The organism is Vibrio sp. 10N.222.54.E6 (genome assembly GCF_041473955.1).
GTDB classification, from domain to species: Bacteria; Pseudomonadota; Gammaproteobacteria; order Enterobacterales; family Vibrionaceae; genus Vibrio; species Vibrio tasmaniensis_A.
The window spans coordinates 264,538-281,504 of sequence record NZ_JBFRTD010000028.1; the positions used below are offsets into that span (position 1 = coordinate 264,538).

Annotated in this window: 20 protein-coding genes and 2 pseudogenes; 17 read left to right on the top strand and 5 right to left on the bottom strand. The window is 42.0% G+C overall.

The annotated features are described in order from the left end of the window. The first annotated feature begins 667 nt into the window (after positions 1 to 667). The 3 genes from AB4513_RS16890 to AB4513_RS16900 all read left to right on the top strand — a co-directional run bounded on the left by AB4513_RS16890 (position 668) and on the right by AB4513_RS16900 (position 3,696). On the top strand, positions 668 to 1,870 hold the full coding sequence (locus AB4513_RS16890; protein ID WP_102257507.1) for a DUF3800 domain-containing protein: 1,203 nt from the start codon (positions 668 to 670) through the stop codon (positions 1,868 to 1,870). A 70-nt stretch (positions 1,871 to 1,940) separates the two neighbouring features. Continuing rightward, positions 1,941 to 2,591 (top strand): hypothetical protein, encoded by a 651-nt coding sequence (locus AB4513_RS16895; RefSeq protein ID WP_102257506.1) that lies wholly within the window; start codon positions 1,941 to 1,943, stop codon positions 2,589 to 2,591. 139 nt (positions 2,592 to 2,730) lie between these two features. Continuing rightward, positions 2,731 to 3,696, top strand: coding sequence for a hypothetical protein (locus AB4513_RS16900; RefSeq protein WP_102257505.1), 966 nt, complete (start codon positions 2,731 to 2,733; stop codon positions 3,694 to 3,696). A gap of 273 nt (positions 3,697 to 3,969) precedes the next feature. On the opposite strand, the gene AB4513_RS16905 is transcribed toward AB4513_RS16900, so the two are convergent. After that, positions 3,970 to 4,596 (bottom strand): phage repressor protein CI, encoded by a 627-nt coding sequence (locus AB4513_RS16905; protein ID WP_102257504.1) that lies wholly within the window; start codon positions 4,594 to 4,596, stop codon positions 3,970 to 3,972. A 91-nt stretch (positions 4,597 to 4,687) separates the two neighbouring features. Here AB4513_RS16905 and AB4513_RS16910 point away from each other — a divergent pair, with 91 nt between their 5' ends. The 5 genes from AB4513_RS16910 to AB4513_RS16930 all read left to right on the top strand — a co-directional run bounded on the left by AB4513_RS16910 (position 4,688) and on the right by AB4513_RS16930 (position 7,876). Beyond that, entirely contained in the window at positions 4,688 to 4,900 is a 213-nt protein-coding gene (locus AB4513_RS16910; protein WP_029203682.1) for a hypothetical protein, read from the top strand. 203 nt (positions 4,901 to 5,103) lie between these two features. Then, complete coding sequence (locus AB4513_RS16915; protein ID WP_318276423.1) at positions 5,104 to 5,526, top strand: phage regulatory CII family protein; 423 nt, start codon at positions 5,104 to 5,106, stop codon at positions 5,524 to 5,526. Positions 5,527 to 5,897: 371 nt separating this feature from the next. Continuing rightward, positions 5,898 to 6,215 carry a hypothetical protein gene (locus tag AB4513_RS16920; RefSeq protein ID WP_057622102.1) on the top strand — a complete coding sequence of 106 codons (318 nt, stop codon included), beginning with the start codon at positions 5,898 to 5,900 and terminating at the stop codon, positions 6,213 to 6,215. Continuing rightward, positions 6,212 to 7,378: a replication initiation protein gene (locus AB4513_RS16925; RefSeq protein ID WP_017091826.1), complete on the top strand. Its 1,167-nt coding sequence runs from the start codon at positions 6,212 to 6,214 to the stop codon at positions 7,376 to 7,378. Before AB4513_RS16920 ends, AB4513_RS16925 begins: the two co-directional genes overlap by 4 nt. A 267-nt stretch (positions 7,379 to 7,645) precedes the next feature. After that, the gene (locus AB4513_RS16930; protein ID WP_016799977.1) at positions 7,646 to 7,876 is read left to right on the top strand and encodes a hypothetical protein; all 231 of its coding nucleotides are present in this window, start codon (positions 7,646 to 7,648) and stop codon (positions 7,874 to 7,876) included. Between the two features lie 143 nt (positions 7,877 to 8,019). On the opposite strand, the gene AB4513_RS16935 is transcribed toward AB4513_RS16930, so the two are convergent. Next, complete coding sequence (locus tag AB4513_RS16935) at positions 8,020 to 8,592, bottom strand: DUF2913 family protein (protein WP_017091827.1); 573 nt, start codon at positions 8,590 to 8,592, stop codon at positions 8,020 to 8,022. Between the two features lie 233 nt (positions 8,593 to 8,825). On the opposite strand from AB4513_RS16935, the gene AB4513_RS16940 reads away from it, so the two are divergent. The 7 genes and pseudogenes from AB4513_RS16940 (at position 8,826) to AB4513_RS16970 (ending at position 12,636) form a co-directional block, all read left to right on the top strand. Next, complete coding sequence (locus tag AB4513_RS16940; protein WP_102257503.1) at positions 8,826 to 9,083, top strand: type II toxin-antitoxin system Phd/YefM family antitoxin; 258 nt, start codon at positions 8,826 to 8,828, stop codon at positions 9,081 to 9,083. After that, a pseudogene (locus tag AB4513_RS16945) lies at positions 9,071 to 9,303 on the top strand (type II toxin-antitoxin system RelE/ParE family toxin). Before AB4513_RS16940 ends, AB4513_RS16945 begins: the two are co-directional and overlap by 13 nt. A gap of 195 nt (positions 9,304 to 9,498) precedes the next feature. Beyond that, the gene (locus AB4513_RS16950; RefSeq protein ID WP_240700347.1) at positions 9,499 to 9,741 is read left to right on the top strand and encodes a hypothetical protein; all 243 of its coding nucleotides are present in this window, start codon (positions 9,499 to 9,501) and stop codon (positions 9,739 to 9,741) included. Between the two features lie 464 nt (positions 9,742 to 10,205). Further along, on the top strand, positions 10,206 to 10,979 hold the full coding sequence (locus tag AB4513_RS16955; protein ID WP_016799981.1) for a ParA family protein: 774 nt from the start codon (positions 10,206 to 10,208) through the stop codon (positions 10,977 to 10,979). Between the two features lie 16 nt (positions 10,980 to 10,995). After that, positions 10,996 to 11,295 carry a hypothetical protein gene (locus tag AB4513_RS16960; RefSeq protein WP_016799982.1) on the top strand — a complete coding sequence of 100 codons (300 nt, stop codon included), beginning with the start codon at positions 10,996 to 10,998 and terminating at the stop codon, positions 11,293 to 11,295. A gap of 508 nt (positions 11,296 to 11,803) precedes the next feature. Then, positions 11,804 to 12,313 carry a hypothetical protein gene (locus tag AB4513_RS16965; RefSeq protein ID WP_102257502.1) on the top strand — a complete coding sequence of 170 codons (510 nt, stop codon included), beginning with the start codon at positions 11,804 to 11,806 and terminating at the stop codon, positions 12,311 to 12,313. Positions 12,314 to 12,498: 185 nt separating this feature from the next. Next, the gene (locus tag AB4513_RS16970) at positions 12,499 to 12,636 is read left to right on the top strand and encodes a hypothetical protein (RefSeq protein WP_230851898.1); all 138 of its coding nucleotides are present in this window, start codon (positions 12,499 to 12,501) and stop codon (positions 12,634 to 12,636) included. 169 nt (positions 12,637 to 12,805) lie between these two features. Here AB4513_RS16970 and AB4513_RS16975 read toward each other — a convergent pair whose 3' ends face one another. Continuing rightward, positions 12,806 to 12,931 carry a hypothetical protein gene (locus AB4513_RS16975; RefSeq protein ID WP_269461136.1) on the bottom strand — a complete coding sequence of 42 codons (126 nt, stop codon included), beginning with the start codon at positions 12,929 to 12,931 and terminating at the stop codon, positions 12,806 to 12,808. Between the two features lie 108 nt (positions 12,932 to 13,039). Here AB4513_RS16975 and radC point away from each other — a divergent pair, with 108 nt between their 5' ends. Next, positions 13,040 to 13,525 (top strand): DNA repair protein RadC, encoded by a 486-nt coding sequence (gene radC / locus AB4513_RS16980; protein WP_102257500.1) that lies wholly within the window; start codon positions 13,040 to 13,042, stop codon positions 13,523 to 13,525. Between the two features lie 220 nt (positions 13,526 to 13,745). Here radC and AB4513_RS16985 read toward each other — a convergent pair whose 3' ends face one another. Together AB4513_RS16985 and AB4513_RS16990 are read right to left on the bottom strand one after the other, a co-directional pair. Then, complete coding sequence (locus AB4513_RS16985; protein WP_240798320.1) at positions 13,746 to 14,618, bottom strand: bacteriophage abortive infection AbiH family protein; 873 nt, start codon at positions 14,616 to 14,618, stop codon at positions 13,746 to 13,748. Positions 14,619 to 14,655: 37 nt separating this feature from the next. Further along, complete coding sequence (locus AB4513_RS16990; protein ID WP_102257498.1) at positions 14,656 to 15,783, bottom strand: DUF3800 domain-containing protein; 1,128 nt, start codon at positions 15,781 to 15,783, stop codon at positions 14,656 to 14,658. A 328-nt stretch (positions 15,784 to 16,111) separates the two neighbouring features. Here AB4513_RS16990 and AB4513_RS16995 point away from each other — a divergent pair. After that, a pseudogene (locus AB4513_RS16995) lies at positions 16,112 to 16,879 on the top strand (Rpn family recombination-promoting nuclease/putative transposase); the annotation flags it as partial. Positions 16,880 to 16,967: the final 88 nt, after the last annotated feature.

Consider the following 16,967-nt stretch of genomic DNA (forward strand, 5'->3'; position numbering starts at 1 on the left):
AATGTAAGATATTGATATATATGTCAATTGCATATGATTGGTAGGCTATGCCGACATAGAGCCAGAAAGATTTAGTACAGTATTTATCTACCTTGAGCAATAACTGGAAGTATTTTAAAACTAATACTTGAACTTGCTGTTAAGTATTCACATCAGAGACTAAGGGGCATAAGCGATTCAGGGGGAGTTGAATGTTCGGCAAATAAAATTGCATCAAGTGAACCCGACACAATGAACTGAAGATAGAAGAAACTGCCTAGTTCTTATCAAAATCGCCACCTGTAGCAACAGTGCCTTTCCGCATTTTGAGATACTAAAAGTTATTCAGGCGCGGCTAAATTGGGAGAGTCATTGACACGTCTTTGTCCAGAGGCGTGTTATGCCGCCATGCTTTGGGACAAGAGCGCCTTAGGGCGACTACTCTAAAACACTTCTGCCCCAATAAGCTTCTTAGAGTGAGTGTACCTCATATTTTTTATCCTAGTAGAGCTAATCCTGATGAGCTTGGTGTTCTATGCGGATTATTTCGTAATCGATTCTCGATTGAGATGCAAGAATTGCACAACACCCTGATTTTCATTGAGTTTTATGGAGGTTGAGCGCAGTATAGAGAGAGTGCGGATACGGGGGGATCCCGTTTATAAAGCGTTAACTGGCAGGAGTATATATGAGCAAAAATAGCAAACAAAAAAGAACGCAAAAGAAAGCTAAAGTTCAAAAAATAGCGAATCACAAAGCCGAGGCTATACGTAAAAAACAGAGTGTGATTCCTTCTATTTTCTTAGATGAATCAGGAAATACGGGCTCAAACTTATTAGACAAAAATCAACCAGTCTTCACTTTAGCTAGCTGCGATCTTTCTATTAAAGAGGCGGAACGTCTTTTAAGTTTAGTTGGTTCTCGCGCAGAAAACGAACTTCATTTTAAGAGACTAAAACGAAATAAAGCAGGGCAAGATGGAATTATACGTTTATTAAGTGACCCAGCAGTTAATACTGAAAGTATTAAAATGAACGTGTTCTCAAAACGTTTTATGGTTACATCTAAAATTGTAGATTTACTTATTGAGCATATGCTCCACCTGAAAGGTGTCGATCTTTATGTTAATGGGCAAAATATTGCACTATCAAATATGTTGTTCTATTGCTTCGAAGCTTTCTGCAATGAAGAGTTAGTGGACAATATGTATAAGCTGTTTGTAGCTATGGTGAAAGAGCAAACTGAAGAGTCTATTGAAGCTTTCTATTCCTGCGTTGAAGCCGTGCAAGAATCATCGTCAAGTGATGGCTTTAAGTCCGATATAGATCAAATCCTTGACACTAAAGCATACATTGATAGCGCACTAGACGATATTGATAAAACAGCCTTAGATCCATCAATCCCAGCTTTGTTTGCACAATGTATCCAATGGGGGAATCAATATCCTAAAGGCTTCCACCTAATTCACGATGACTCTCATAGCATTGAAAAACAACGTGAGATGTTTGCTCAATTCATGGATTGGACTCAAGATGAAGTTGAGCTAGGGTATGATCGTCGCAAATTTGGACTACCTCTAAAAGGTAAATCAATGAGGTTTGCTGATTCACAGAAACATAAGCAGATACAAGTTGCTGATATTGTAGCAAGTTCTTTTGCTTATTGGGCTGCAGGTGTTGCGGTTGGAGAATCAGAAGATTACTTCTTCCTAGAACTAAACAAGTTAGATTTGGATCGTTTTATTGGACACAATAAGATTTGGCCAACACATGATGTTGACCCTAAAGATCTTGGGACAGTACATGATGGTGGTTTAAATGCAGCTAATAATATCCCTTCATTCTTAGCGAAAGCAAAAGCAAATCCAAGGGTCGCGGAAGCAGCCAGTTAACAAGCATTTAAAAGTGATTCCCAACGTTTGGCATTTTTCATTCCATCGTTGGTAGTATCGGGGTGTTAGTGTGAATATTCATGACTTTATAGTTGATATTGAACTGACGGAGTTCTTGTTTGGAGTTTCTTCGTTAGCTACTGTATTTGCTGCCATTATTGCTTATCGAGCACTGAATGCGTGGAAAAGAGGTATTGTTCTACAAAAGAGTTTAGATAACTTGGATCGAGTTGTTGAAGCCACAATTTCAACGTCAAGGAGCTTTTCTCAGGCTCTGAACTATATAGGGCTTCTACAGTTAAGTATCGATGCTTACCGACAGGACTCAAAGGAAGTAAAAGAATTTGCTAAGTCTGGGGTAGTAAAGTACATCACACAAAATGGCAAAGATGATTCTGCTCCATTGAAAGATATGCTGACAAAAAATGAAACGCTGTTAAATAAACTTGAATTACAGCTCGTTCTTTTTCAACGGTTAGATGATAAGCAGCTGAAATCTATGGTTATTCCGTTCAGGAGTATGCAGGTTCTGCATAGGAAATTGGTAGCCTTTGCATCAATAATTGGTAGTACATCGTTATATTGGAGTAACCCTAAAGTTGAAGAAACAGTTCTAGCAACAGTTAACCAAAATATGGAAGAGCTCCACAATCTCCTTGAGCAATCAAGAGAAGAGTTATTAAAAGCTGTTGATAGTAAGCATAAAACTTTGACTTCGTAACCTAATAAGAAATTTAAGAGTGATTCACAACGCTTGGCGCTCTCACTTCAAGTGAATTTAGTGTATATAGAGCAATGGTTTAAGTAAGGTGGTGGAGTTGTTCACACCTTAATTTGACGTTATGTTTCTAGGGATAATTATGAGTAACTTATATAGTATTTTTGAGTTCAAGTATCCGATTAGTGTAGATAAATCTGTTCTTGGAAATTCGTACCCGATCATGGTCAGTGGCATCAGTGGTGTCATCCATATTCCGTTCCTTCCTATTTGGACTGAACATGAACCAGATCCTTTATGGAAGCTACTAACCCCGCCAGAGGTCGCTAAGGGCTGGAAGCAAGGCTCTGAGCCGATATTTTGGGGGAAGCCCAATCAATATCCTAGTGGTCATTCTAGTTTGCACAGAGTGGTATTTCAGTTTGAAGTACACGATGCTGAAGTAAACGGTCAATTACTTTATGAATCATTTGTGTCATGGATAAACTTATTACTTGACTACTTAGAAGTGATGTCTAACCAAAATGTTCGTATTGAGCAGACGTTGAATTCTTATGGTGATAATTTTCACCTTTTTCATTGGGATGAAAATGGGAAAAATCAGGGTATTACTGAAAATAAAGTAATTACTGTCTGTCTGGATAACTGGCAGAAAAATATTAAACATGAACAGTTCCTTGAAGCTTGCACTTTGGCATCATCTGGAGCTCCGTTAAATTTGACTTATAAACTTTACCTAGAGGCTAATCGCGCATTTTTGCAGAAAGACTATCGGAAAACTGTAATAGAGTGCGGTGCATCTATTGAAAACGCACTAACTGAATTGATCTCATTAGAACTCTCTAATTGTGGTTTATCAGATGAAGAGATTGGCGCACGCCTGAGTAATAGAAGCAATAGAACTCTAGGTGGGCGCTTTAATTTAGCTGATTCTCAGTTGCACTTAGACTTAATGCAACAAAATTATAGTTACCGAGATTTACTCGTCAATCCAAGGAATGACGCTGTGCATAAGGCTGAATTCATTCCTCAACAAATAGCTCGTGAAGCAATTGATTACACCAGTAAACTACTAAATGTGGTAGCTCCTGAGCTAAAAGAAACATAACAAGCATTTAAGGTTTCAAGATACTTTTTCTAATCTTGTATAAACGATTTAGGGCTATAGGTCTAAATCGTTTTTGTCTAAAAATGTTTCAGGACTACTTAGAGATTGCACAACGATCAACATTGAGCCAAAGAAGAAGGCTGCCATAAGGCAGCCTTTTTTAGTTTGCAAGTGCAACTTCTCACGAGGGTAGGGTGATAATAGGCTCGTTAAGTATCGGTGACGCTATTAATCAAATTAACTGCAGTGCTCTCAAACAGATGAGTGCAACAGTTAACGCTTTTCCATCACTAACGCAACTCTACCTACAACCCTTACTTCATCTTCTTCGACGGTTAGAGTCGAACCGTTAAAGCTGATTGCTAGTTTTTTGCCTGGTAAGCGCTGGATGTCGTTTAGCGAGAGTAGGCCGTCCATATCAACTAGGTATGTACCGCTTACTGCATGGTGAGATTCTTTATTTATAAGGAACGTAGTAGTTCCATCTTTGATTGCTATTACATTACTTACACCTAACTCGTCTAGAAGAGCTTTATCGAATGCAAGTATCCCTTTCCCAACCAATTTACCGTCGTCAATAGAGAAACAGTCGATATCGAAAAGAGTTTTCGATTCGTTCTTCTTATTAATATGCTTTTGGGTTGGTGTTTTAGGGTACGGTTCGCCTTTATCTAGAAGTAACCATTCAAGTGAGACTCCAGTGCTCAAATGAGTCCTTACTGCAATTTCAAAGGGAGTAAGGTTTCTCTGTCGCCAAGTCGCGATTGTTGATTTTGGGATGCCAAATACGTCTGCTACGTCCTGTTGGCGGTCTGAATTCGTGATATCTATCAACTTCTTGATAATATCTCTACCTCCCAAATACGATATTTGGTCTATTTTAAGTTGCTTGTTATTCATATGTGATCAATAATCGCAATTGAGTCCGAAATGGTGGGGTGCAACTCGTCATTCCGAAATTAAACATTCAATAACAGAATAGGATATCACTATGCTCTCATATCAAGTAGTCCTAAATACGCCTTTCATGACGTACGACCAATACTCTCAGTTCTCCGGAATGCCGAAACGCACCATCATGGATTGGGTAGCTGATGGTCGCTTACCTATTAAAACTAAAGCAAAAGGTAAAGAAACCCCTCTCATCAATATGGTCATGTTGCTAGAAATGGCAACGCGTGAAACGTTGGAGAGAATGGGGTAAATAGCCATGCGTTTATCTTTCATAACTTCGACCAAAGAGCTTTGTCCGTTGGGGCTAACATTCTTGGTTGGAGTTTCGTTGTCATCTCGTCTTTCTTCAATTGAGTATTGGTTATGAACGGAATTGACTCAATAGGCGAATTTTCTCGCACAAAACAAGGGGCCTTTAATGAGGCGTGTTGCGTGTTCGCTAGGTCAGAGAATATGGCTAGGCTGGCAGAGGTCATAGGGATGAGTCCGACCATGCTGCGGAATAAACTTAATCCTGATCAGCCTCATGTCCTGAGTTGTGTTGAAGCCATCACTCTCGCCAAAGTGAGCGGTAATCACATTATTGTAAACAGCTTACTTCTTGGACTTGGGGTGGTCACCGCTTATATACCGCCCAACACTACCGATGATGCCTTTGTTTTGTGCGCACTAGAGAGCTCGACCCATTCGGGGGAGTTGTCTCGAATGGCTTTGGAGTATGCAGGAAAGCCTAGGCTTACTCGGGCACAGAAATATGAGATTGTTCAGACCGTACACGCGAATATCAGCGGTCAGGTTTTGCTCCTCAATAGTTTGGAAAAACTGAATCAAGGTGTTGGTCTGCTCAAAGCGATAGGGCGGAAAGGTGGGCGCTAGTGGTATATCAGTTTCAAGTATTCATTCGGAGGGGTGATGCTCATTGCTCCGGATCATAAGCCATCTTCTGAAAGGTCTGGTCATGGATTAACAGAGGAAGATAAGCGAAGAGGCCTTCGCTATATCAGGCGCATCCGACGCGAGTTATGTGACCGTCAACTTTCGCCATTATTGGTTGAGTGGATGAGGTTAACGTATCAATTAAGGCATTCGAATCGGGTGTTTGAACAAGTACGGCTGCGAATTCGTTTATTCGGTCTTGAAAAGCGAATGCAAAGAATCAGACAGCGTTGGCTTTAACGCGTTGTCCTTAGCCTGAGTAACGTCATTGGCTGCTCCCAAAGGAGAGCCTGTTAGCCAAGGAAAACGTGATGAATAATCATGAGTGGGCGGTCATAGGCGGTAAGGTGCTTCAAACAAGCCAAGAAGCGGTCTTCTATCTAGCGGTAGTGAGCGAAGACCAATGGCGTGATGCATTCCGCTGTCATGTGAAAAGTGGGGTGAGGGGAAATGACGAACACTTAGCAATTGAACGCCTGAATGGAAAGGATTCATCAGGTTCGACAGGCTTATTGGGCGCCACTAAGAGCGTCAACTCGGTCGTAACGTACGAGGCCTTGGAAAGGGTGTTTATCCAGAGCGAGTCTGGAAGTCAACGTGGACTAGGGACGGTGAGGGCGAGCCGATGACGGCTCATTCTGAATACGCTGCGTCTTCGTCTATGTCGTGTTTGAGCCGGCTGCTTGAGGAAGCGCCTTATTTGTCGAGGTGCAGTGACAACAAAACCGCGATGCTAATTCGACCTCGAAACTACGCCGTCAGATGGCCGTATATGCAGGTCAATCGAAAAGAGATGCAGGCGTGGATGGTTTTCGATATTGATCATGAACACCGAGCTTTCCCCAATCCCTACATTTGGCAAGATGAAGGGTTGCCGCCCCCCAATATGATTGTCCGAAACCGTACCAGTAATAAAGCCCACCTTTTTTATGCCATTGTACCTGTCTGTACCAGCGATCAGGCTCGCTCCAAACCCATTCAGTACCTCAAAGCCATTTATCGCGCGTTAGCCTTGCGACTGGAGGCGGACTTGAGTTATTCAGGGCCTGTTGCCAAAACGCCCTTTCATCCTTGGTGGCAAACAACCGAACTTCACCGCAGTGTCTATGAACTTAACGAGTTAGCGGATTCGCTGGAACTGGAGAGTACGCGGCCGTGGCTTCGTCAAGAGCGTGACGTTTCTTATTCCCGGAATTGTACTTTGTTTGAACGTACCCGCCGGTTCGCTTATGACATCGTCGACGAAGAAAGGGAAAAGGGCAGCTATACGAATTTTAAATGCCGTGTAGAGAGCTTTGCACATGTCAATAATGCCAATTTGGTGGGTAAGCCGTCTTTGCCATGCAGTGAGGTATTAGCGGTGGTAAAAAGCGTCTCTCGTTGGACCTGGGATAAATATTGTGCTCGGTCAGATTGCCAGCGAGGTGTGATGAGGTTGGATAGTGGATTAAGTTTACAGGAAAGGCAGCGTAGAGCGGCCAGAAGAACTCATAACCTTCGCCGGACGAAGACCACTCGCCGAATTATCCGCGCCTGTCTGTTTCTGTTACGCAAAAATCAGGAGCTCACGATTGGTTTGGTGGCGCGTAAGGCGAACTTGTGTCGCCAGACCGTCAGTCGTTACGTCTATCTGTTTGAATGGGTCAAGTCTGCTTTATCCGAAAGTAGGCGAAATGGGCCAGAGCCTCGTGGTAATTATGCTGTTCATCAGATATCTGCCCCTATAACGTTAGAGAGGGCTGAGTATGAAGTAGGGATAAAGAAGGCGGTGCTTGAGTCGGCTTTTCCTTGAGTTGAATAATAACAAGTAACTATCGAGTCAAAACGAGGTCTCTTAGTAAATTCAATTCTGGAGTAAAGACTAGGTTGCATTTATTGGACACCCGATCATCTCCTCTCTGACTTTTTGTCCGCGAGCTCCTTTTTAAAGACATGAAATGTGTTCTAAGGGTGAGTCGACATGACCCTGTTCAATGTGATTGATGTCTCAATTTGTTTAAATATGGATTCACTCGCTCCATATTGCTGTATATTTACACAGTAACTTAAGGGAGGAGTTATGTCTTTTAAAGATAAAGAGACACTGTCAACAGGAATTGAATTCATTGTTGAAGCCGTAGCGGTGAAGACGAATGGCCAAGATCATTCAGCGTTAGGCTTATATCTGATCAGCTTACTGCTAGAAGATCAAAAGATTGGCCTTGATTGTGATGAAAAAAGGACGGTAGTACCGCTTGGTAAATCGCGTACAACACATCTTGATTTGGGCTGGAAGTGCCCAACGTTTTAGATTTGGTTGTGTTAGTTGGCGCTTCATATAGCTGTGGGACAATTACTAAGGTACAGGATAGACAATTGATGGAAAAGTACAGGTAAGCACTCACAAGGGTCTTGGACCAGTTAAGGCTAAACAGTGTGTGATAAGCAGTATGGTTAGCTAATTGGGTGGACTTTGTAATGATAGTTATTCAACTCTTCACTTGCTTGGCACAACTCATATGTGAAATAAGGTTGGGTTGCTAAGCTCTTAGTGAATCTGTCTAATTCATTCGTATGTATAAACAGCGAAATGGGTGCAATCTGACGGTTTTCATTATCGAAGCAATGATCAATATGTGCTCTGTCGATATAAACAACGTCCATTTCCTGCTTAGGGGTCTCTTCAATAAGTTTTGTTTCTAATCCGCTCTTCTCAAAGCGTTCTAGCAAGGCATAAAGCTTATCAACGTCGTTTTTGCTCTCTATCGCTGAATATTGAGATAAAACGCTTTCTAAGTGTTTTTCAATTGAGCCAAACTTACTCTTCATCAAACAAACAGTTTTAAGCTTTTTCTTGATAAGGCTATATCGAGCTTGTTTGATTTTTGGCTTTAAGAAGTCAATGATGATCTTGTTTCGTTGCTCTTCTTTAACAAAGTGACTGGAAATTTTTACTTTGAAGTAAAGGTGAAGAAGAGTGTTTTCGAAGGTCGACTTAAGAAGTTGGTGGTATGAATGTTCTGACATTGTTCACATCGATTATTTTCTGGTGAGGGTATCTTATCACAAGAATAGCAAGGCTCTAAGGCCGAAACCAAAGTGACGCCATTTGCTGTTTGTGTGTTGTTGAGTGAGTTTCCTACTCATAAGAAGCATGACTTAAGAGTGATTCTTAACGCTCAATATCTCTGCGCTAAACCTGGCACCTTGAAAGTGATACGACAGTATCACTTTATTACTCTTATTTTGGAGTTACTCTTATGAAAGTCGAGCTCGTTACTTCCCTCAAGCGTCAAGCGTCCCAAATCCTAGCGGACTTACATGACACCAAAGAACCTGTGCTAATCACCGAACACGGTAAACCTTCTGCGTATTTGGTTGATGTGGACGACTATCATTTTATGCAAAACCGTTTGGTTATCCTTGAAGGGATCGCATGTGGTGAGCGCGCCATTTCACAAGGCAAGTCCTTGAGTCAGGATGAAGCTAAGGACAATATGTCAAAATGGCTGAAGTGATTTGGAGTGAGCCGCGTGATCGGACCTCAAGGATATCGCGAAATACATTGCCCTTGAATATCTGGTTGCGGCCAAGCAGATGATTCAAAATATTTTTGACAAAGTTGAACACCTCAATTACCGAGAAGTTGTGGTCAACCCTTGTCGTGTTTTTTGCAAGCAAGACGGGGACAAGGTGTACATCTTGTTTGTGATGCGCGCGGAGCAAGGTTTATGTTGATTTTTGTATGAGCAAACAGTCAAGCGTCTGTGCCACCTCTGATAAGCTGATGGTCTACATCCGTTAAGACTCGAGTATGGCGAAAAAAAAAAGGAACGCCAATCTAGGCGCCTCGCCAAACCAGTACTTTCATGGACGGAGGTTAAACTGATCACCAGCCGACGACATCGTATCGAGGGCGCATTAAGCTTCAGGGTGTCGACCATCTCTAGACAACAAGTCTTACCCGAATACGAGCGTATTTGGGAACAAACCATCGTCGAAGAAGCTTACCAACAAGCGATGGGCGAGTTATTAGATCAGGGCGATGTCGTGTTAAGAGTAGAAGACTCAATGGGCTTCTCATTCATTATGGGTATTTTCTTTTGGGAACACCTTTCTACAAACAGCCGCAATGAACAGTGGGATTTCACTTCCATGACTCTGCCCAGTGGGTGACTCAATCTTGTCGTGGCGTTCAACCAGTTGGCGCTGCTCATCACGCCAGTAGGTAAAACTTAGCCATTCTTTGGGTTTAAATTCGCGTCTTTCTGGTGTGAGTCAGATAGCTCCAAATATCGATGGCGCGTCGGGACTTGATGAATCCGATTCATGCTTAAACAGTGTCCCCCGTCGTAGTCACAATATTTTCAATTTCAGAACTGACTTTGATTCTAGTGTTGGGATTAACTTAACCAAGAAGTTTTGGTTGGTGAGGAGCCTAATAACTTGATTCATACGGATAGTGATCTCGCGGCTGGTGTCACTTTCTTTAGGATTTTTAGTGTCTTGACATCATCGACTGGTAACGGGGGAATAACTTTAAGTGTTGATAGAAAAAGTGTATTACATATGTAATACATTGACAGTGTGCTTTTTGTTTTTTATTGTGTATTACACATGTAATACATGAGGTGTTTATTATGAAAACTAAGATCATCAGCGCGGCGAACCAAAAAGGTGGCGTTGGAAAAACCACGACTCTTGTCAATTTAGGGGCTGAGCTTGCACGAAAACGAAAAGTGTTAGTTATTGACCTCGATCCTCAAGGGAACTGCTCTAAAACGTTAACCGGACAACGTGATTTTAAGTTTGAAGAGACGGTGGCTGCTTTGTTTGATAAGCCTAAAGTTGTGTCCATTGTCGATTTAATTCAACCTGCACAGATTAATGGGAACTCTATTGAAAACCTCTATGTCGTTCCCGCTGATGTTCAGTTGTCACGTGTCATCGAAACATCACTGACAAAGATTAATCGTGAACGAATTTTAGAAAAGCAATTAGCGAAGTTAGGTGACACCTATGATTTCATTCTTCTTGATACTCCACCAAACTTATCCCTAACGACTCTTAACGCAATCCAGGCTTCAGACCTTATCTTGATCCCTGTAGATTCAGGTGCATTTTCATTAGACGGCATTAGCTCTTTACTCGAAGCTGTCTATGAAATTAAGGAGGATGAAGGCAATTATCTGATCTTGAGGAACGAGGTCGACTCAAGAAACACTATTATTAATGAGTTCATTGATGAGGAATTGGAGGTAGTACAAGATAAATTGCTACCAGTATCTGTCCGTCGTTCTGAGCATGTTGGACAAGCTAATGCCGTTTCCTCTCCTGTGCGCTTTTATAAATCGGGCTCTCTTGTTAATAACGATTACCGAAAACTGGCTGCGTTTCTTTTGAATTTGATGTAATACATAGGTAATACATATGAGCAAGTTGAAAAAACGAGGAGCTATAACAGCTATCTCTACTGACAAGAACGAAGGTTCAAGTAAGTCGACTGGAATTACGACTGTCAAAAAGAAAGTGACGACATCTTATATGGTGCCTCCTCTGACTCTTAGAATGTCACTTACTGATAAAGAACGGATAACCGATTGGGTAGCAAATCTGCAAGAGCAGACAGAGAGAAATGTGTCTGCAGCGAAACTGTACCGAGCTTTGGCTTTATATCGAGACAAGATAGATGATGAAGAGCTCGTTGAGTTGATTAATAAAATGAATTGAATATGTATTACCTATGTAATACATATTTGCTTTTAAGGCTCTGTATCTATTTTAAGACATTTCATAGAGCCTTAGTTTGGACTTAACTTCTAGCACGGATGAACATGACACTTGAAGCGTCTTATTACCTGTTCTGGGCCTTCTCTCCTTGTAAAGACTAACACTTTAAACGTGTCTTTAATCATGACTCTTATCGTTGCCTTGGTTCCCCTGCAGCTAGGCCTTGTTTGAACCCCGTTATTGTCCTAAGAGTCATAGCGCCTTGTCGTTTCCTCCTCGTTGTTCTCTCTGTCTTCGAATAAGTTCGTGTAAGGGCTTGTTTTCTTATGCGCCGATTTTCTTTCACTCGCATCATTTTCGAGCATGCAGGCTGTTAACCGTTTCTCCCCACAACCTGCTTTACAAGGGAGGCTTCGCCGCTGCGCGCCCTTGCAAAGCAGAACGATGTTGAGAGAGCGGACAGCCAAGCGGCTCCGAAAAGTGATACTCAAACAGAAAGGAAACTCTCATGGTGCAACAAAACTCAACCCCAACTCTCTCTAATTCAAATTCATCGACCAGCGTTTCGCCGCTGGGGCACGAAAGCTCACCAAAAAATGATGTCTCTAGTCCTTTGGCGGTATTGAAGTTGCGCTCTCAAGTCAAAAAGTGTCGTGATGAGGCGAAAAGAAAGTCTGATTGGGTTTCCAAAATCCAGCGTTTGAAAATGTTCAGTCGTCGCCAGTCGCCAGAGCAGCAGGCTGATATCGCAGCGTTAAAAGACCAAGGGTTCGTTGAAGCTATCAAGCAGCAGTTTCCGCTATTGGGATCGCGTCGTTTTGCTTTCCATGAAATCCGTGACTTTTTCATCGAATTAAATGGTGCTGGCTTTGGTGAATGGTTTCTTCACGAGCGAGTGGATCACATCATTCTTTACACCACTTACGGTTCTGTGTTTCCCGCGTTGCGATTTGTGACAACGGGAGAGGGGACGTTTAAGTGCTCAGGGTTTTGTTTTGATGTGCGTTTTGGCGCTTAGGGGGTCACATGAAAGTGCGTTCTACAGTATCCGCTGACATATCCATGCACGTGATTTGGGTGAATTCGACCGACTTTGATTCCACCGTAAGGCCGTCAAGGTTCATGAAATTTTGGTGAATGAGTTTGGGTATACCAACGCCTTAATACTAGAGCAAGGCAACCGAGGCAAGGGGGTGAGTATCAGTGTGTGACCTGACTACCACCATTAAACAGATGCGAGAAGACTACGGCTACGCAAAGAAAGCAGAAAGGACGATAGGAACAACCTCTGAGCATCGCACGTCGGCTAAGGCTTTACTCTCTTGTCTGTATGACGACTAAAGTCGGCAGATGCGTGACGGCTCAAATACTCATCAGATCATCAATCTGTCTGAATTTTGTTTCGATATTCCAACAGTTTGCGGTATTCAAGCGGTTCGTGTTTTTAGACGAGCAACGCCCTGTTCGCTCTTGTCCTAAGTAGCCAAGGTTATCGAGTGGCGCAAGTCGACTAACCAGCAGGGCGCTCTCTTGGTGGGGAAGGGACATTTCTACCTGGGCGACGTACTTTGGGTTGAGATATTGGCTTAGGCTGTCCTTTTGGCTTGTTGTCGCGACTTCCTTTAAACCGTCCCATTTGAGAACCCTCACGCAAGGGAGGCTTCGCCGCTGCGCGCCCTTGCGCTGCAGAACCTGCAACTGGGTACGGACAGTCAGACGCTCACCAAGACCGAAAGGAAATACCATGTCAGCACTTGTTCAATACTCAAATGTTTCGTTATTCACATCAGAAGAAAAGGGCATCCTTGACCAGGCCGCAAGCATTCTCAAATCCAAACTGTTTATCTCAGAACAAACGCCATTAACCTCGCCTGAATTGGTGAAATCGTTCTGTCAAACGTCCTTGGCCGCTTGTGAGTCTGAAGTGTTTGGGATTATCTTCCTCGATAATCAACATCGAGTGTTGCGCACCAAAGAGATGTTCTACGGTACCGTTAATGCCGCTTCGGTCTATCCGCGTGAAGTCGTGAAAGCGTCGCTGGCCGCGAACGCGAGTGCGGTTATTCTCTATCATAACCACCCAAGTGGCGACGCCACCCCAAGTCAAGCTGACCGACGCATTACCCGTCAACTGACGGATGCGTTGGCATTGGTTGATATCCGAGTACTGGACCACTTTGTGGTTTCATTTGAGTGTGTGGTGTCTTTTTCTGAGCGAGGCTGGATTTAAAAAAGCGGCTTATGGCCGCTGATTGAAACAGGGTAGGAGACTACCCTTTAACACATTTTTGGACATAAACGTGTTATATCACTCGCTAAATTAGCGATAAACGGATTAATTGAGGTATGGAAAAAAGCCTTGAGAACCATTGTCCAGTAGAAACATAAACTCCCCCCAATATAATTGAATTTCGTCAGAGCTTATTTGTTAGGTGCGTTCTCAAACAATGCTATAGCTCATCGTACTTACAGATTTCAATTTGATCTTGGCTAATACCGCAACCAATAAGGGCTTGAGCATGCTCTGTTCTCTCTTCATCGGTATAACAGCAAACTTTCCATCGCGCACCTTCAGTACCATTAGCAATGCGGCGGAAGTATGGCAAGTCGATTGCGTTCAATGAATGGCCAATAATCACAACCTCTGTAACGTCCCCAAGCTCTTCAAAATAACTGCTATTCTGTTCTAAAACGTCATCAACTGGCTTTTTAAGTGCATGAAGGGGATACCTAGCAGCACTTTCAGCATCCGAAAACATCGAACGAGTGCTCTCTCCGTCTTCATCAACTTCTGGTATCTCTACAATATTTTCTCCATGACCAAAAATTAAATCATCGTTGGTCTCAGCACGCCCATGAATATGGAACACGCTTTCATCTTCAATGCCATAGATGAGTTGAAGGGTTGATGTGTAGTTAAAAGTGATAAAATGTGCATTTTCAGGAAACGTGATTTTCTCGCTCGCCCGAGTTACATCTATTTGGTTAACCCACCCAATGAAAGTTTCTTTCACCGTAGAAACATGTATATCGGTTTGCTCAGTAAGTTCATCTTCTAACCCATAAACAAAACTAGGCCTAAAGTCTTCTGCTTGAATATCGACTTCATTATGAAAATCAAAGAAGTCTTCCCAACAGAAAGCACCCAGCGCGTTCTCAAAGTCATGCCAAGGTTCATGATCATGTAAGTCGAAAGAGTAATAATTTTCTAGCTCATCTAGAGTACTTTGTGCGAACTCATAAAACTGACTGTAACTTGTTGGCAAATCGTGCCAAAGATCAAATCCATTACCAATTATATAAAGTGTTGTCATCTTTCTCATACCTCATAGCCCTAATGTCTTGTTATATGTATATGCTTTACAAGCCAAATGCTGTAAATACACTTTGCTGCTTATGATGCGGTAAAACAAAGTTGACGCCCAACGGTGATAGTGGTTTTTGATATTCGACAAGTATGTTGAAGGTATTAACGTAAACACTGCCAATTCGCTTTCTTTCATAGAAAGTATCATTGATAAATCGCGCATAGAAGCCCGCGATCAAGTCTGCCACTTGAACTCCTGAACTCAAGTTTGAGTTAACAAATTCAAGCCTAAAGTCACTATGAACATCTAGATCAGAATTAGGAATCGGTGGAGAGTTCTTTGAGATACTATTCTGAACTATATATTCTTTCGATTTTTCTAAAATAACATCGAAGTCCCGCTGTTCATCGTGCATCAAAACTATGTTCTCAACATTTCCCAAATGATACTTGTTCAAGCGACCAATAATGTTAAAAAATGAATGCACATGCGGCAGTATATTTATTTTTTTAGCTTTCGATTTTCTTTTACTTTTGTTTAATATATCAGGGATTGGTAGATAACTTTCAACAGCCTTTTCATCACCATACTCAAGACAAAAAGACTGAAACTCGTCTATTGAAGCAGCCAATAACCGACTGACATCTCGTTTTTCAAGCATGCTACAACTCGTGCTGTCAAAGTAAGCTTTTAACTCACTCAGGAAGTCAATGACCTTAACGCTTTGTCTTTGAAGACAAACTTTATTAAATAGTTCTAAGTATTTTAGTGGAAGCTCATGCCACATGTAGTCTGCTAAATGATTTCGGGCATATTGGTTGTGTCCATTCGTTTCATCTATTTCACCATAGAAAGGTATAATCAGGCTGCTGATTAAATTAGTAATTATGCAAAACTTCTTATCAACTAACTCTACAAATATAGGAACTCTGTTTCCAACAAGATATTTTGCAAGTTCAAGGAAAAACTCAGGCTTATAAGCATAAATTTCGGTTGATTTCAGTTCATTCTCAACTCCATATTTCAGTTTGAGATCAGACAATTTATCTGCAACGGCCTTTTCATCATCAACTCCAACACACGATAATGCGAACAAAGGTTGACCACCAAACTGCAATGAGAACTCTGGCTTAATCAAATCGCCAGTATTACCACTTTCATCCAAGTAATATCGATGCATATTTATTCCTCTAAGCACATAACGCTTTCTAGACGGAATACTTCCGCTTCTACATTCCGTCTATCTTGCTCGCTCTAAATAAGCAACTCAAATCATATATGTAAGCAATGTGACTTTTGTACATGTACCAAGGAAGAATCACGGAAATAGTCAGTCTCTTATCCCTGCACCGTGTTATTAGTTATGGTATGGCAAACTAACATTAACAGTGTATGAATGATTATTTACTCTAAGAAGGAAAGGGGGCAAAGATTACTTAGAGTAAATGAACTAAATTGATGTGTAGAAAGAAACCAACATGGTGCAGAATTTTTATCATGGTACTGTTTTGACTACCCTAAAGCTCGAATCAGGCAGCTTTATAGAAGAAAACTTACGGCCTTACTATTCGGATGTCCTTTATTCTCTTAAAACGTCTCAGGGGGAAGGGTACGTCTATGCGTTAATCGAGCACCAGAGTCGGCCAGATAAACACATGGCGTTCAGACTGATGCGTTACGCTATCGCTGCCATGCAACAACATATTGAAGCGGGTCATGAGCATTTACCCTTGGTGATCCCTTTGCAGTTTTACCATGGCCAAGTCTCGCCCTACCCATATGAGATGAATTGGTTAAAAGGTTTTGCTAACCCTAAGATGGCTAAGGCTCTCTATACTCAAGATTTTCCATTGGTCGATGTCACTGTTATCTCCGATGATGAGATAATGCAACATCGCCGTATCGCGTTACTTGAACTTGTACAAAAGCACGCTAGGCATCGCGATATCATGGATTTCCTTGAGCCTCTGGTCACATTGCTCTTCACCGATTACACTACAGATAAGCAAGTACAGTCATTGATGAGCTACCTACTCCAAGTGGGTGAAACAAGTAACCTAGAAGCGTTAATTACGTCACTGGTCTCATCAGTACCGAAACACGAGGAAACACTTATGACTATTGCAGAACAATTGCGCCAACAAGGCGAGCAACGTGGCCGCCAAGAAGCGCTCAAGGATATGGCGCGTAAGATGCTGCTTAATGGTCTAGATCAACAAACCATTATGGATGTCACGGGATTGAATACAGACGAACTCGCACAACTTTCTCATTAGCTGCTCAAGCATAAAGGGTTGTGTGGCAAAGTGGTGGTGTTGATAAAATCTGCCTGGAGATAAAGCTACATCGTCTATGGCTAACCGT

Coding starts and splice junctions, on each gene's coding strand:
- AB4513_RS16940 (WP_102257503.1), top strand. CDS start 8,826: ATGAAAGTCGAGCTCGTTACTTCCCTCAAGCGTCAAGCGTCCCAAATC.
- AB4513_RS16965 (WP_102257502.1), top strand. CDS start 11,804: ATGGTGCAACAAAACTCAACCCCAACTCTCTCTAATTCAAATTCATCG.
- AB4513_RS16955 (WP_016799981.1), top strand. CDS start 10,206: ATGAAAACTAAGATCATCAGCGCGGCGAACCAAAAAGGTGGCGTTGGA.
- AB4513_RS16960 (WP_016799982.1), top strand. CDS start 10,996: ATGAGCAAGTTGAAAAAACGAGGAGCTATAACAGCTATCTCTACTGAC.
- AB4513_RS16925 (WP_017091826.1), top strand. CDS start 6,212: ATGACGGCTCATTCTGAATACGCTGCGTCTTCGTCTATGTCGTGTTTG.
- AB4513_RS16910 (WP_029203682.1), top strand. CDS start 4,688: ATGCTCTCATATCAAGTAGTCCTAAATACGCCTTTCATGACGTACGAC.
- AB4513_RS16890 (WP_102257507.1), top strand. CDS start 668: ATGAGCAAAAATAGCAAACAAAAAAGAACGCAAAAGAAAGCTAAAGTT.
- AB4513_RS16985 (WP_240798320.1), bottom strand. CDS start 14,618: ATGAGAAAGATGACAACACTTTATATAATTGGTAATGGATTTGATCTT.
- radC (WP_102257500.1), top strand. CDS start 13,040: ATGTCAGCACTTGTTCAATACTCAAATGTTTCGTTATTCACATCAGAA.
- AB4513_RS16935 (WP_017091827.1), bottom strand. CDS start 8,592: ATGTCAGAACATTCATACCACCAACTTCTTAAGTCGACCTTCGAAAAC.
- AB4513_RS16990 (WP_102257498.1), bottom strand. CDS start 15,783: ATGCATCGATATTACTTGGATGAAAGTGGTAATACTGGCGATTTGATT.
- AB4513_RS16905 (WP_102257504.1), bottom strand. CDS start 4,596: ATGAATAACAAGCAACTTAAAATAGACCAAATATCGTATTTGGGAGGT.
- AB4513_RS16915 (WP_318276423.1), top strand. CDS start 5,104: ATGGCTAGGCTGGCAGAGGTCATAGGGATGAGTCCGACCATGCTGCGG.
- AB4513_RS16900 (WP_102257505.1), top strand. CDS start 2,731: ATGAGTAACTTATATAGTATTTTTGAGTTCAAGTATCCGATTAGTGTA.
- AB4513_RS16975 (WP_269461136.1), bottom strand. CDS start 12,931: ATGGGACGGTTTAAAGGAAGTCGCGACAACAAGCCAAAAGGACAGCCT.
- AB4513_RS16930 (WP_016799977.1), top strand. CDS start 7,646: ATGTCTTTTAAAGATAAAGAGACACTGTCAACAGGAATTGAATTCATT.
- AB4513_RS16920 (WP_057622102.1), top strand. CDS start 5,898: ATGAATAATCATGAGTGGGCGGTCATAGGCGGTAAGGTGCTTCAAACA.